The sequence below is a fragment of the Micromonospora yasonensis genome (assembly GCF_026013475.1).
GTDB classification, from domain to species: Bacteria; Actinomycetota; Actinomycetes; order Mycobacteriales; family Micromonosporaceae; genus Micromonospora; species Micromonospora yasonensis.
On the sequence record NZ_JAPDPH010000189.1, the window covers coordinates 1 to 13,485 of the forward strand.

16 protein-coding genes and 4 tRNA genes are annotated in these 13,485 nt (G+C 70.0%); 17 read left to right on the forward strand and 3 right to left on the reverse strand.

The annotated features are described in order from the left end of the window. Window positions 1–27 precede the first annotated feature (27 nt). Together ONA70_RS27875 and ONA70_RS27880 are read right to left on the reverse strand one after the other, a co-directional pair. Entirely contained in the window at window positions 28–810 is a 783-nt protein-coding gene (locus ONA70_RS27875) for a methyltransferase domain-containing protein (protein WP_265009463.1), read from the reverse strand. A gap of 202 nt (window positions 811–1,012) precedes the next feature. Next, window positions 1,013–1,507: a YajQ family cyclic di-GMP-binding protein gene (locus ONA70_RS27880; RefSeq protein ID WP_265009464.1), complete on the reverse strand. Its 495-nt coding sequence runs from the start codon at window positions 1,505–1,507 to the stop codon at window positions 1,013–1,015. A gap of 148 nt (window positions 1,508–1,655) precedes the next feature. Between ONA70_RS27880 and ONA70_RS27885 the strand changes: the two genes are divergently transcribed. After that, window positions 1,656–1,739, forward strand: a tRNA-Tyr gene (locus ONA70_RS27885). Window positions 1,740–2,138: 399 nt separating this feature from the next. Here the strand turns inward: ONA70_RS27885 and ONA70_RS27890 are convergent. After that, window positions 2,139–2,408 (reverse strand): hypothetical protein, encoded by a 270-nt coding sequence (locus ONA70_RS27890; RefSeq protein ID WP_265009465.1) that lies wholly within the window; start codon window positions 2,406–2,408, stop codon window positions 2,139–2,141. Window positions 2,409–3,262: 854 nt separating this feature from the next. Between ONA70_RS27890 and ONA70_RS27895 the strand changes: the two genes are divergently transcribed. The 16 genes from ONA70_RS27895 (at window position 3,263) to rplL (ending at window position 13,436) form a co-directional block, all read left to right on the forward strand. Further along, entirely contained in the window at window positions 3,263–3,451 is a 189-nt protein-coding gene (locus ONA70_RS27895) for a hypothetical protein (protein WP_265009466.1), read from the forward strand. A gap of 64 nt (window positions 3,452–3,515) precedes the next feature. Next, window positions 3,516–6,044, forward strand: a complete 2,529-nt coding sequence (locus ONA70_RS27900) for a putative bifunctional diguanylate cyclase/phosphodiesterase (RefSeq protein WP_265009467.1) — start codon at window positions 3,516–3,518, stop codon at window positions 6,042–6,044. A 95-nt stretch (window positions 6,045–6,139) separates the two neighbouring features. Further along, window positions 6,140–6,212 (forward strand) — tRNA-Thr (locus ONA70_RS27905). 25 nt (window positions 6,213–6,237) lie between these two features. Then, window positions 6,238–6,310, forward strand: a tRNA-Met gene (locus ONA70_RS27910). 129 nt (window positions 6,311–6,439) lie between these two features. Next, entirely contained in the window at window positions 6,440–6,607 is a 168-nt protein-coding gene (gene rpmG / locus ONA70_RS27915; protein WP_013288652.1) for a 50S ribosomal protein L33, read from the forward strand. Window positions 6,608–6,731: 124 nt separating this feature from the next. Beyond that, a complete protein-coding gene (locus ONA70_RS27920) occupies window positions 6,732–7,178 on the forward strand; it encodes a MaoC family dehydratase N-terminal domain-containing protein (protein ID WP_265009468.1) in 447 nt (148 codons plus the stop codon). 3 nt (window positions 7,179–7,181) lie between these two features. Then, the gene (locus ONA70_RS27925; protein WP_265009469.1) at window positions 7,182–7,574 is read left to right on the forward strand and encodes a MaoC family dehydratase; all 393 of its coding nucleotides are present in this window, start codon (window positions 7,182–7,184) and stop codon (window positions 7,572–7,574) included. A 128-nt stretch (window positions 7,575–7,702) separates the two neighbouring features. Next, window positions 7,703–7,775, forward strand: a tRNA-Trp gene (locus ONA70_RS27930). Between the two features lie 216 nt (window positions 7,776–7,991). After that, complete coding sequence (secE, locus tag ONA70_RS27935; protein ID WP_265009470.1) at window positions 7,992–8,390, forward strand: preprotein translocase subunit SecE; 399 nt, start codon at window positions 7,992–7,994, stop codon at window positions 8,388–8,390. Between the two features lie 35 nt (window positions 8,391–8,425). After that, window positions 8,426–9,148, forward strand: a complete 723-nt coding sequence (gene nusG / locus ONA70_RS27940) for a transcription termination/antitermination protein NusG (protein WP_265009471.1) — start codon at window positions 8,426–8,428, stop codon at window positions 9,146–9,148. A gap of 185 nt (window positions 9,149–9,333) precedes the next feature. After that, window positions 9,334–9,765, forward strand: coding sequence for a 50S ribosomal protein L11 (gene rplK, locus ONA70_RS27945; protein WP_212831294.1), 432 nt, complete (start codon window positions 9,334–9,336; stop codon window positions 9,763–9,765). Between the two features lie 84 nt (window positions 9,766–9,849). Next, complete coding sequence (gene rplA / locus ONA70_RS27950; protein ID WP_265009472.1) at window positions 9,850–10,566, forward strand: 50S ribosomal protein L1; 717 nt, start codon at window positions 9,850–9,852, stop codon at window positions 10,564–10,566. Between the two features lie 76 nt (window positions 10,567–10,642). Beyond that, window positions 10,643–11,521, forward strand: coding sequence for an ATP-binding cassette domain-containing protein (locus tag ONA70_RS27955; RefSeq protein ID WP_265009473.1), 879 nt, complete (start codon window positions 10,643–10,645; stop codon window positions 11,519–11,521). Continuing rightward, window positions 11,518–12,018, forward strand: coding sequence for a hypothetical protein (locus ONA70_RS27960; protein ID WP_265009474.1), 501 nt, complete (start codon window positions 11,518–11,520; stop codon window positions 12,016–12,018). The genes ONA70_RS27955 and ONA70_RS27960 overlap by 4 nt, the downstream gene beginning before the upstream one ends. 433 nt (window positions 12,019–12,451) lie before the next feature. Beyond that, window positions 12,452–12,997 carry a 50S ribosomal protein L10 gene (gene rplJ / locus ONA70_RS27965; protein WP_265009475.1) on the forward strand — a complete coding sequence of 182 codons (546 nt, stop codon included), beginning with the start codon at window positions 12,452–12,454 and terminating at the stop codon, window positions 12,995–12,997. Between the two features lie 55 nt (window positions 12,998–13,052). Continuing rightward, window positions 13,053–13,436 (forward strand): 50S ribosomal protein L7/L12, encoded by a 384-nt coding sequence (gene rplL / locus ONA70_RS27970; protein ID WP_265009476.1) that lies wholly within the window; start codon window positions 13,053–13,055, stop codon window positions 13,434–13,436. Window positions 13,437–13,485: the final 49 nt, after the last annotated feature.

Here is a 13,485-nt window from a genome sequence, read left to right on the forward strand (position 1 = left end):
CGGCCGCTGCACCGTCTGAGGCGTGCGTCAGGTGACCGTGGCGGCGGTGAGGAAGAACGTGACCGCGTAGGTGAACCGGTGGGCGGCGACGGCATCGTCGAACTGGTCGGCGAAGCTACGCGCCTCGGCGGGGTCGAGCGCGCCACGTTCAGCAGCTTCGGCAGCCCAGCTACGGAGGCCGAGCACGTTGTCGACGGCGGCCGGGTTGCGGACCACGAGGGTTCGGGCTTCGACGGTGATGTCGACCAGGCCGTGCGCGGCGAGGAGGCCGGCATGTTGATGAGCCAGGGTGCCGTTGCGGAGGAGGACATCGGCTCGGAACCGCAGGACGCGCCGAGCCAAGCTCTGGTCGGCGATGTCGAGTACCTGGGTGTCGTAATCGGGGTCGGCGAGGACGACGCGGCCACCCGGCTGGACGACCCGGACGAGCTCTGTGATCGCGGCGTGGGGATCGGCGACGTGTTGCAGTGTGCGATCGGCCCATGCGCCGTGCAAGGAGCGGCTGAGAAACGGCAGGTGATGGGCGTCGGCAACGGCGCACTCGGTCAAGCCGCGGGCTCGCATCGCAACGGACATCGTCCGGGCGCGGTCGACGGTTGCCACGCTGACGCCGTGGTCATCCCTCAGCCGGACCGCGCTTGCCCCTGTCCCGGCGCCTACGTCGAGATAGTGGCGACCAGGTGCCGGATGGAGCAGCTCGCGTACCCGCTGCTGGTATGCCCGATAGAACGGCTCCTCGGTGAGGCGGTCCAGGACGGCCACCCACGAGTTCGGGTCGGACTGGCGGTCGACATCGGTGAACCCGTGCATGGTCGAAGCCTATTTACGGCGATTCCTACGGTGCTGGCGCATACGGGCATTCCCAGGCCGTCACGCGAGCCCTCGGGCCGGGCCAGGCCGTCGCCAGGCCGTCGAGCGCCGCACAGAGGTGACGAACGACGACTACTGGCGACGACGCCTGCCCAGGCCACCGCGAGTGACCTGGTGCAAGACCAGCAAGACTGAATTCGGCTTACCTGTAGTTGGTGAACTGCAGGGCGACGCCGAAGTCCGCGCCCTTGAGCAGCGCGATGACGGCCTGCAGGTCGTCCTTCTTCTTGCCGGTGACCCGGAGCTGGTCGCCCTGGATCTGCGCCTGGACCCCCTTCGGGCCCTCGTCCCGGATCTTCTTGCTGATCGCCTTGGCCTTGTCCGAGTCGATTCCCTGGATCACCTTGGCGTCGATCTTGAAGATCTTGCCCGACGAACGCGGGTCACCCGCGTCCAGCGACTTGAGCGAGATGTTTCGCTTGACCAGCTTCTCCTTGAAGACCTCCAGGGCGGCCCGGACCCGCTCCTCGGTCTCCGCCTGGAGGCTGATCGCCTCCTCGCCCGACCAGGAGATCTCGGCGCCGGTGCCGCGGAAGTCGAACCGCGTCGCGAGCTCCTTCTCCGCCTGGCGGAGGGCGTTGTCGACCTCCTGCCGGTCGACCTTGCTCACGATGTCGAAGGACGGGTTCGCTGCCATGCTCATGCTCCTGCTGTCCGGCGGTCTGTCCTGTTCCGTCCCCCGCTGACCAGCGGTGGGACCCCCTGACGGTACCCGGTTGCGATGCCCCCGGGGGCAACCGCTATCCTTGCTTCCGCCGCCGCGTTGCGACGCGGTGGTACGCCCTGGCGGGTTGCCCGAGCGGCCAATGGGAGCGGACTGTAAATCCGTCGCGAAAGCTTCAGAGGTTCGAATCCTCTACCCGCCACCAGGTGCACCAGCGGTCCCCTGACCAGCAGAAATGCTGATCGGGGGCCGTTGTCGTTTGTCCGGCGGAGTCCCACGGGTCCAGCCGTTGGGGACTGGTTTCCCCGCATGAACGGCGCGGCCTTGAGTGCTGGGCGCGGCCGGAAAGGCGAACTGTCTCGATCCAGCAGACGGGTCATGGCGATTTCTGGCAGTCTCGCCAGGAATCGTCCTGCCCGTGACGGAGAGCAGCACCGAGGGGAGTCCCTCCGCCTCAACCATTCGTGCCCTGGCCTTGGGCCTAGCCTGGCCGGCTGGAGGGCACCGATGCGGGTTACGACAACGGCTGGGCAGCCCAGCCCTCCTCGTGAGTCGCCGCCAGGACACTGCCGCAGGGGGGATGCGTCGTGCTCAGCCTCTGGGTCTATTCCTCTCGCCCCCGGCGTCCTTCACGCCAGATCTCATGTTCCCGAAGCATCCACGCCAGCCAGTAGAGGCCGAACGAGATCAAGAAGATGGCGAACATCAGCACCATGACAATGCTCAGGAACCCACTGCTTGCGCCGCCCTCCGCCGCGCAGATGAGAAGCACGATGCCGAGGAAGAGGGAGGTCAACATCATCGACCGGAACGCCGGCTGTTCGACTGGATGCTTGGGCGGGTCCGGCATGAGGGCTCCTTCGGCGAGGGTCACTGATACTCATGGACTCGATCGAGGTCGCGCAAGGGGTTGATCGTCTGACCCGGCGGCCCGGTGGTCGATACCCGAAAGCCGGCAGCGGACCGCCGGGCCGCTCGCAGAGCTACAACGGCTGGAAGTACCGATTTGGCGGCGCGGTCGAGCTGGCCGACCTGACCGACCTGATCCCGCACGACCTTCGGCCCGCAGACCGCAGCGGGGTGGTGATTCGCGTGACGTCCCGGTCGCCGCCCGCCGGCTCGGCCACACCAACGCCAGCGTCACGGGCCGGCACGCCCGACCCATCGACGGTGGGGATACCGAGCAACCGCCGCGGGGTAGGACCAAGCCCTCCGGTCGGTTGGCGCTGAGATAAGGCCCTCGACCTGCGGTGGCGCAAGTTGAGGGCCCCTGTCGTCTTCCATCGCAGGCCGACCATCCTCGACTAGCCCAGGTCGATCTCCTCGTGCCGCCCGGCGAGCGACGAAGCCCTGGTCTGCGCCCTGGCACGTCGGTTGTGTCGAACGTGAGGGCTGCGGTCGGGCCGCTGCAGCCGGGCGTCGTCGTGGGAAGTGGCGAGAATATAACGCAACAGGCAGCCTCGTTTTGCTGGCGGTCCATGTATGGTGACCTATGGCCGGGCATGCTGGCGGTGCGGGGCGCGCTCCCGTCATGCCCGTGAGTCGTCGCGGTGAGCAGACCCCGCCGAGGCAATGATCGATTTGCGGGTTAGGTCGGAATCCGCAGTGGACGAACGGGGCCGCGCCCGGTCCGGGTGCCCTGATCTGGCCAGGTGTGCCGAATTGCCTGGGCCGAATGGTGAAACCTGGCCGACGGCCGCTTCAGCGGCCGTCCCTCTGCTTTTCTGGATGCTGGCCCTGTGGCACGATCGTGAAGTCTTCACCATCCTCGTGACACCTCTGACAGGAGCAATCATGTCTGGTCGTAGGTTGGGCCGACTGTTTGGCTCGCTCCTCCTCTTTGCTGCCCTAGCCGGTGTCGCCGTCGTCGACTCGGGTCTGACCGAGCTTCACCCGATGGACGTCATCTGGATGTGAGCGTCGCCCGGTCGGTCGTCCCCAGTTGACGGCCGTCCTGGACGAGCGCTGGACAGGGAGCGGGATGAGCGGGCGCGACAAGCCGAGACGTCGGTCTTCGGAAGACGCCTGGATCATCACCGCTCCGCTGGTGCTTCTCGCGGTGATCTGCGCGACGGTCACCGGGCTGATCACCGACCGGCCGTTCGGTGGCTGGGCGCCGGCGGCCCTGCTGCTGGTCCTCATGCTGCTGGCCAGCGGGCCGGTGGTCGGCGTCGTGATCCGTCGCCAGTCGCTGGGCATGACCCTCACCGAACTGCCGTTGGTGCTGGCGTTCTACTTCCTGCCACCGCTCACCGTCGTCCTCATCTACACCCTGTCGTCGCTGGTCACCCACCTGCGGCACCGGATGGCCGCGCCCAAGCTTTGGTTCAACGTCGCCCGCGCCGCGGCCGGCACCTCGGTGGGCGCTCTGGTCCTGCACGCACTGCCCCCGGCCGACGGCGTCGGCCCTTACACCTGGCTCGGACTCTGCCTCGCGATCAGCATGGTGATCCTGGTCGGCGTCACCTCGATCGCCGCGGTTCAGACCCTGCTCGCCGGCTGGCAAGCCGGCCGGGAGACCGTCCGCGCGCTGCCCTCGGTCACGCTCACCGCCGGGATCAACGTCTCGGCCGGCCTGGTTGTGCTGATTCTGCTCGATCAGTCGTGGTGGTCGCTGGTGCCGCTCGCGGCGTTGGCCGCCGGACTCGCGGTCGTCTACCGGTCCTACACCGAGTTCTTCCAGCAGCACCGCACCCTGACCGGGATGTACGAGCTGAGCCGGGCGATCTCGGCCAGCAGCCAGGACGGCACCCTCGCCGATGCCCTGCTCGGTCGGGTCCGCGCACTGCTCCAGGCCGAGTACGCCACCCTCTGGCTGCCTGCCCAGGGACGGCACCCGGAGACGCTGCTCACCGCCCGGGTCGACGACCCAGGGCTGCTCGACACCGCCCCTACTCCAGCCGAGTTGCGGCAAAAGGCCGTCGACGCGGCCCGCCCGATCACCGTCGGTCGCGGCATCAGCAGCGACCCGGAGTTCCGGGACCGGCTGGTCGAACAGGGCGTGAAGGACACGGTGGTTGTGCCACTCCGCTCCGGCCGGGTGGTGATCGGCACCCTCGAGGTGACCAACCGGCTCGGTGATCCGCTGCACTTCACCCAGCGCGACGTGGCGGTCTTCGAGACGGTCGCCGCGCACGCCGCCGTCGCGTTGGAGAACTCCCGGCTGGTCGACCGGCTCCGGCACGACGCGGAGCACGACGGGCTCACCAAGCTGCCCAACCGCCGACGGCTCACCGCGGCGGTCGCCGAGGCGGTGAAGATCCGGGCTCCCGGCGAGGTGGTGGCGCTGCTGCTCTTCGACGTCGACCGGCTGCGCCAGGTCAACGAGTCGCTCGGCCACGCGGCCGGCGACAAGGTGCTCGCCGAGGTCGCCGAGCGGTTGCGTGCCTGCGCGCCCTCCTCGGCGCTGGTCGGCCGGGCCGGTGGCGACGAGTTCCTGGTCACCCTGCGGCTGGAGAGCGCCGAGGCGGCGCTGGAGCTGGCCGGGCAGCTGCGCGAGCAGATCCGCGACGAGATGGTCTTCGACGCGCTCACCCTGGACGTCGACACCGCCGTCGGGGTGGCCGTGCATCCCGACCATGGCAGCGACGCGGTGGACCTACTGCAGCGGGTGGACCTGGCGGCGACGGCGGCCAAGTCGGTTCCGGGCAGCGTCCAGCTCTACAGCCCGGCGTTGGAGTCCCGGTCGCTGCGCCGGCTGGGCCTGGCCGGCGACCTGCGCCGCGCCTTGGACGACGGCGCGCTGGAGGTCTACTTCCAGCCCAAGGTGACACTGCGGGACCGTCGCCTGGTCGGGGTGGAGTGCCTGGCCCGTTGGGAGCATCCGGCGCACGGCACGGTCGCCCCCGACGACTTCGTCGCGGTGGCCGAACACATCGGCCAGTTGGGCCGGCTGACCGAGTTCGTGCTCCGGGAGAGCCTGCGGCGTAGCCGGGACTGGCAACCCGGCGAGCAGCCGCTGGCCGTCTCGGTCAACCTCGCCGCCCGTACCCTCACCGATCAGCATTTCCCGGCCCTGGTCCGGGAACTGCTCGACGAGTACGGCGTGCCGCCGCAGCGGCTCACCCTGGAGATCACCGAGGCCGGGGTGCTGGACGGCACCGAACGTCCGATACCGACCCTGCGGCGCCTGCGAGACCTGGGCGTCCGACTCTCGGTGGACGACTTCGGCACCGGTAACTCGTCGCTGGCCCAACTGCGTCGGCTACCGGTGCACGAGGTGAAGGTCGACCGTTCGTTCGTGCAGGGGATGGCGACCGATCCGGGCGACCTGGCGATCGTGAACGCCGTGGTGACCCTCTCCCAGCAGTTCGGTCTGGCCGTGGTGGCCGAGGGCGTGGAGAGCGAGCTGACCCTGGAGCTGCTCCAGGACATCGGCTGCGAGATCGGCCAAGGGTTCCTGTTCAGCCGGCCCCTGCCGTACGAGCGACTGGAGGCCTGGTTCGCCGCTCAGGTCGACCCGGACCCGGTCCCCGCCGGCGAGCTGCCGCGCCTGCGAGCGGTGCCCTGAGCTGCCCAGACGCCGCAAGGGGGGATCCGATTTCACCTCGGCGGCGAGGTCGTGTACTGTTTCCCCTGCGCGACACCCACGGGGTGATCGAGCAGGCCCCCTTAGCTCAGTCGGCAGAGCGTCTCCATGGTAAGGAGAAGGTCTACGGTTCGATTCCGTAAGGGGGCTCAAAGGGTCCGGCTGGACCCGCCACGGCGGTGTAGCTCAGATGGCAGAGCAAGCGGCTCATAATCGCTGTGTCGCCGGTTCAAGTCCGGCCACCGCTACTCTCGTCCTCCGGGTCCACCCGGTGGTCGGTGGGTTGGGCGCCACAGGCGCCCACTTTGCATGTTTACGCCGTCAGCGCGTAGGCTGATGCGCCGTAGTTGTTACCCGTTAGAGGAAGGCACTCCGCCGTGGCGAAGGCGACCGATGTCCGGCCGAAGATCACTTTGGCGTGTGTGGAGTGCAAGGAGCGCAACTACATCACGCGCAAGAACCGTCGTAACGACCCGGACCGCATCGAGCTGAAGAAGTTCTGCCCCCGGGACGGCAAGCACACGGTCCACCGCGAGACCCGCTGACCCGCGGCCGGCCCTGCCGGCCCGGCCCCACAGGCTCCTCTGAACGCCGATCCGCACGGATGGCGGCCCCGCGCCGCCCGTCCCGTACGGATCGGCGTTCGTGTTCTACGTGTAGGTTCGCGGCATGTCCCTGGACCCGTCCTTCGTCGGCCGGACCTACCCGCCGACCGCCCCCTACCAGGTGGGCCGAGAAAAGATCCGCGAGTTCGCCACCGCCATCGGCGCCACCGATCCGGCGCACCACGACCCGGCGGCCGCCCGGGCGCTCGGGCATTCCGACGTGGTCGCCCCGCCGACCTTCCCGGTGATCGTCACCATGGCCGCCAGCCGGCAGATCATCGAGGACCCCGCGCTCGGCGTGGACTACAGCCGGGTGGTGCACGGTGACCAACGCTTCGCGTACACCCGGCCGGTGGTGGCCGGTGACGAGCTGATCTGCGTCAACACCATCGAGGAGGTCACCACCCGGGGCGGGCACGGCTTCCTGACCACCCGCACCGACGTGCGCACCGCCGCCGGCGAGCAGGTGGTCGCCGTCTGGTCCAAGATCGTCGTACGCGGGGAGGCCTGACCCATGGAACTGCCCACCCAGACCTTCCGGGTGACCCGCGCGGACCTGGTCCGCTACGCGGGCGCCTCGGGCGACTTCAACCCGATCCACTGGAGCGACCGGATCGCCACCAAGGTGGGCCTGCCGGGGGTCATCGCCCACGGCATGTTCACCATGGCGCTGGTCGGTCGGGCGGTCGCCGCCTGGGCCGGCGCGCCGGACGCGGTGGTCGACTTCGGGGTCCGGTTCACCCGCCCGGTGGTCGTGCCGGACACCGACGAGGGCACCGAGATCGAGGTCACCGCGGTGGTCAAGGAGGTCACCGAGGAGGGCCTGACCAGGCTCGACGTGACCGCGACCTGTCTCGGCGAGAAGGTGCTGTCGCAGGCCCGGGCGACTGTCCGGACGCCTCGCTGAGGGATCCGTCGACGCGCGAGGGGTAGACCGGTTGGGAAAGTCGCACGACTACCCGTACACTGGTCCGCCGTGGGGCAAGTGACCCCTGCCTGGCACCACGTGCTCGGGTGGGGGGATCGTTGCCGCACAGGGGTGTAGCTCAATTGGCAGAGCAGCGGTCTCCAAAACCGCAGGCTGCAGGTTCAAGTCCTGTCACCCCTGCGCCTCAGGCCTGACCGTTCCGTGGGTCGCGCCGCCCGTACGGCGGCGCCCGGCCCGTGGTGGTGGCACTGGCGGGGTGGTTCCGAGGCATTCGGGGCCCTTCCGGTCGGTCCGCCGGCCGCGGCCCGTCGCGGGACGGTTGGTCCGGCCGGCGTGACCACACGCCGCGTACGCCAACCATCGGCGTGCGATCCGATATCCCGCACGGAGGGCGAAGTGGCCGAGAGCAAGCGGCGCGGCGAGGACGCCGGCGACGAGCGTCTGGACGAGGACGCGATCGTCGACGACGTGGCCGACGACGACGCCACCAGCGCGGAGGACGAGGAGCCGGTCTCCCGGGGCGGCACCGCCACCCGCAAGCGGGCCCGGGCCGAGTCGACCGAGGGCCGCAAGACCCGGAAGGACACCGAGCGGATCGGGATCTTCGCCCGCATCGCGCGATTCTTCCGCGAGGTCGTGGCCGAGCTGCGTAAGGTCATCTGGCCGACCCGCAAGGAGCTGTTGACCTACACGGCCGTGGTGGTCACCTTCGTCGCGGTGATGCTGGCGATCGTGGGCGGCCTGGACTACGGCTTCGCGAAGGCGGTGCTGTTCGTCTTCGGCGGTAAGAGCTGACAGGCAAACAGCGATAGTGACGGAAGTGAGCGAGCGTGCCTGAGTACGACGAGACCGCCGAGACCCCGGACGAGCAGTCCACGGTGGCGACGGCGGCCAACGAGGAGTCGGCCGAGGCCGCCAGCGAGCCGGAATTCCCGACCACCGAGCCCGCTCCGGACGAGGAGTTCGACCCGGTCGCCGAGCTGCGCCAGAAGCTGCGCTACGCCCCGGGCGACTGGTACGTGGTGCACTCCTACGCCGGCTACGAGAACAAGGTCAAGACCAACCTCGAGACCCGGATCACCTCCCTCGACATGGAGGACTTCATCTACCAGGTCGAGGTGCCGACCCGGGAAGAGGTCGAGGTCAAGAACGGCAAGCGGTCGCAGGTCCAGGCGAAGGTCTTCCCGGGCTACATCCTGGTCCGGATGGAGCTGACCGCCGAGTCCTACTCCTGCGTCCGGAACACCCCGGGGGTCACCGGCTTCGTCGGGGCGACCGACCGGGCCGACCGCCCGGCGCCGCTCAGCCTCGACGAGGTGCTGAAGTGGCTGGCCCCGGCGGTCGAGGCCGTGGAGAAGAAGGCCAAGCCTGAGGTCAAGGTCCTCGACTTCGAGGTCGGCGACTCGGTCACCGTCACCGACGGTGCCTTCGCCTCGCTGCCGGCGACGATCAGCGAGATCAACGCCGACCAGCAGAAGCTCAAGGTGCTGGTCTCGATCTTCGGCCGGGAGACGCCGGTCGAGCTCAACTTCAACCAGGTCGCCAAGATCTGACGTACGCCGCGCACCGGCGGTGGGCCGCGGGCCTGCCGCCGGTGTTTCGTTCCGCCGCCCGCCGGACCTCGGCGGCGGAGGCGACGGACGTCTGCGCTACCCTAGAACGTCGGCTGTCCGCAGCGCGCTGACCGTGCGCGCCCGTGGACCGGCGAAAATCCCAGTTCCAAGCCCCAGGAAGAGACATGCCTCCGAAGAAGAAGCTCGTCAAGACGTTCACGCTTCAGCTGCCGGCGGGCCAGGCCACCCCGGCGCCGCCGGTCGGCCCCGCGCTCGGCCAGCACGGCGTGAACATCATGGAGTTCTGCAAGTCCTACAACGCGCAGACCGAGTCGCAGCGGGGCGACATCGTCCCCGCCGAGATCAGCGTCTACGAGGACCGCACCTTCACCTTCGTGCTGAAGACCCCGCCCGCCGCCCGGCTGCTGATCAAGGCCGCCGGCGTGCAGAAGGGCTCGGGCGTCCCGCACACGCAGAAGGTCGGCTCGGTGACCCGCGCCCAGCTGCGCGAGATCGCCGAGAAGAAGATGGCGGACCTCAACGCCAACGACATCGAGCAGGCTGAGAAGATCATCGCCGGCACCGCCCGGTCGATGGGCCTGACCGTCGCCGACTGACCTCTCCTCACCGCTCCACCCGATCAGTTCGTGGGAGGGCCGCGGACGTCGCGAGCCCGCCATACACCACAGGAGTAACGCGAAATGCAGCGCAGCAAGAGCTACCGCAAGGCCGCCGAGGTCATCGACCGGTCGAAGCTCTACTCTCCCGCCGAGGCCGTCAAGCTGGCCAAGGAGAGCACCAACGTCAAGTTCGACGCCACGGTCGAGGTCGCGATGCGCCTCGGCGTCGACCCCCGCAAGGCGGACCAGATGGTCCGCGGCACGGTCAACCTGCCGCACGGCACCGGTAAGACCGCCCGCGTGATCGTCTTCGCCGCCGGCGCGAAGGCCGAGGAGGCCGCCGCCGCGGGTGCGGACGAGGTGGGCACCGACGAGCTGGTCGCCCGTATCCAGGGCGGTTGGCTGGACTTCGACGCGGCGATCGCCACCCCGGACCAGATGGCCAAGATCGGCCGGATCGCGCGGATCCTGGGCCCGCGCGGCCTGATGCCGAACCCGAAGACCGGCACGGTGACCATGGACGTCGCCAAGGCCGTCTCGGACATCAAGGGCGGTAAGATCACCTTCCGGGTGGACAAGCACTCCAACCTCCACCTGATCATCGGCAAGGCCTCGTTCTCCGAGTCCCAGCTGATCGACAACTACGCGGCGGTGCTGGACGAGGTCCTGCGCTCCAAGCCGTCCGCGGCCAAGGGCACGTACCTGAAGAAGGTCACCCTCACCACCACCATGGGCCCGGGTGTCCCGGTCGACCCGAAGCTGATCAAGAACCTGCAGGAGGCTCCGGCCGAGGCCTGAGCATGACTGCCCGGACAGGGCCTCGCCACCATGTGGCGGGGCCCTGTCCCTGTCTGCGGTGTGGCAGGCTCGGCGCATGCGGTTGGAGGGGGTCTGGCTGCGGTACCACCGGCGCGGTCCGTGGGTGCTGCGGGAGACCGACGTACGGATCGGCCCGGGCGAGGTCGCGGTGGTGCTCGGGCGCAACGGCGTGGGCAAGTCCACCCTGCTCCAGCTCGCCGCGGGGGTACTCCGCCCGACCCGGGGTCGGGTGGTCGACCGGCCCGCGGTCGTCGGCTGGGTGCCCGAGCGGTTTCCCGCCGACCAACCGTTCACCGTCGGCGCGTACCTCACCGCGATCGGTCGGGTCGCCGGGCTCTCCGGCCCGGCGGCAGACCGGGCGGTGCGGCAGTGGGTCGACCGGCTCGGCCTGACCCGGTTCCACGGAGCCCGGTTGCCGCAGCTCTCCAAGGGCACCGCCCAGAAGGTCGGCCTGGCCCAGGCCCTGCTGCGCCCGCCCGGCCTGCTCGTCCTCGACGAGCCCTGGGAGGGGCTGGACGTCGCCGCTCGCGAGCTGGTCCCGGAGGTGGTCGACGAGGTCCTCGCCGACGGCGGGACGGTGCTGGTCAGCGACCACCGCGGCGAGACGGTCCGGCTGCCCGGGGCCCGGCAGTGGACGGTCGCCGACGGCACGGTGACCGAGGAGCGGCCGTCCGCCGATGCGGCCGTCGCGGTGGTCGAGCTGGCGGTCCCGGCCGCCGGGGTCGTCGCCGCCGTCGCCCGGTTGCGCGCCGAGGGCCACCACGTTCTCCGGGTACGCGACTACGTCGCCCCGCCCTCCGCCGCGCGGCCCGACCCCGGGCTTCCCGCCGGCTCGGCCCCGCCGCCCGCCGCGCGACCCGATTCCGGGGTGCCCGCCGGCTCGCCCCGGCCGCCCGTCACGGGACCCGGGCCGGTCCCAGAGGAGGCCCGGTGATCGCGCTGGTCCGGCTGCGGCTGGCCGGCTTCCTGCGGATCGGACGGGCGCTGGCCCCGGTGCTGGCCGGCCTGCTCGCCCTCGGCGTCCTCTACGGCGGCGGTCGGGCGCAACCGGCGGAGGCGTACGGCGTCTCGGCGGTGGTGCTCTTCCCGGTGCTGGCCTGGCAGACGAAGATCCTGCTGGACGTGGAGCCGGACGTGCAGCGCCGGCTGGCCCAGGTGGTGCTCGGGCCGGTCCGGGAACGGGTCGCCGGAGTGCTCGCGGCCGGCGTGGCCGGGCTCGGCACGGTGGCCGTCGCACTGGTCCTCCCGTGGCTGGTCGGCGGGGTCACCGGGCCGGTGGGGCCGGGGGACCGGTCGGTGGCCGCCGGGGTGGCCCTCGGCCTCTGGGTCCACCTGCTCGCCCTGCCGGGTGCGGTGGCCCTGGGCGCCCTGGCCAGCCGGGCGATCGTGGCCCTGACCGGGTACGCCTGGGGCCGGCGAACCCGGGCCTGACGGCCTGGACAGGGACGCCGATCGGTGCCTCGATCGACTCGATGTGCCGCAAGCCGGATCTCCGTGCCGACGCTGGCCACGGGATGCCGCAGGCCGAGTCGATCAAGCGGTCGCGAGGGTGACCAGTGGCACGAGGTGGGGGCGATTTGGCGGTACCGGGACACGTCGCGTAACCTTGTCGCGTAGTTCCACCCAAAGACCGCTGGTCACCGTGCCCTGGCACGGTCGAAGGTCCCGCGACGACGGGCGACCCGCGTAGGGCGGCAAGCGAAAATCGGTGTTGTGCGTGGTCCGCCGACTGCGCCCATGATGCCGGCCCTCGCCCCGTGCGCCCTGCGCCGGGGCTTTTCTCGTTGCCGTGATGCCTCCGCCGCCGTCGCGAGCCTCCGCTCGTCGCCGGCGTACCAGCTCCGAGCAACGAGAGAGGAGGGACATGGCGGACAAGCCGATCCGGGCCGACAAGGCCACGGCCGTCGCCGAGCTGACCGAGAGCTTCCGCAACGCGGGGGCCACCGTGCTGACCGAGTACCGCGGGCTCACGGTTTCGCAGCTCACCCAGCTGCGGCGCTCGCTCGGCAAGGAGACCAGCTACACGGTCGCGAAGAACACGCTGGCCAAGCGTGCCGCGACCGACGCGGGCATCTCCGGCCTCGACGAGCTGTTCACCGGTCCTACCGCGCTGACTTTCGTTTCGGGCGACGTCGTCGAGGCGGCGAAGGGGCTTCGCGACTTCGCGAAGGCCAACCCGAAGCTCGTCATCAAGGGCGGTGTCTTCGAGGGCAAGGCCATTTCCGCGGCCGAGGTCACGAAGCTCGCCGACCTGGAGTCCCGCGAGGTGCTGCTGGCGAAGCTGGCCGGCGCCATGAAGGGCAGCATGGCCAAGGCTGCGGCGCTGTTCCAGGCTCCGCTCGCCCAGACCGCGCGTCTGGCGGCCGCTCTGCAGGACAAGCGCGAGAAGGAGGGCGCCGAGGCGGCCTGAGGCCACCCGGCGCACCCACGTTCTTAGTTAAACCATTCAGGAAAGGACGCCAGACATGGCGAAGCTCAGCACCGACGAGCTGCTCGACGCGTTCAAGGAGATGACGCTGATCGAGCTCTCCGAGTTCGTGAAGCAGTTCGAGGACACCTTCGACGTCAAGGCCGCCGCCCCGGTCGCCGTTGCCGCCCCGGGTGCCGCCCCGGCCGCCGCCGAGGCCGAGCCGGAGAAGGACGAGTTCGACGTCATCCTCGACGCCGACGGTGGCAAGAAGATCCAGGTCATCAAGGTCGTGCGTGAGCTGACCGGCCTGGGTCTCAAGGAGGCCAAGGACCTGGTCGAGGCCGCTCCGAAGGCCGTCCTGGAGAAGGCCAACAAGGAGACCGCCGAGAAGGCCAAGGCCAAGCTCGAGGGCGAGGGCGCCAAGGTCACCCTCAAGTGACCTTGCGCTTGACCTGACGCGCGTCCGGCTCACGTGAGCCGGGGCACAC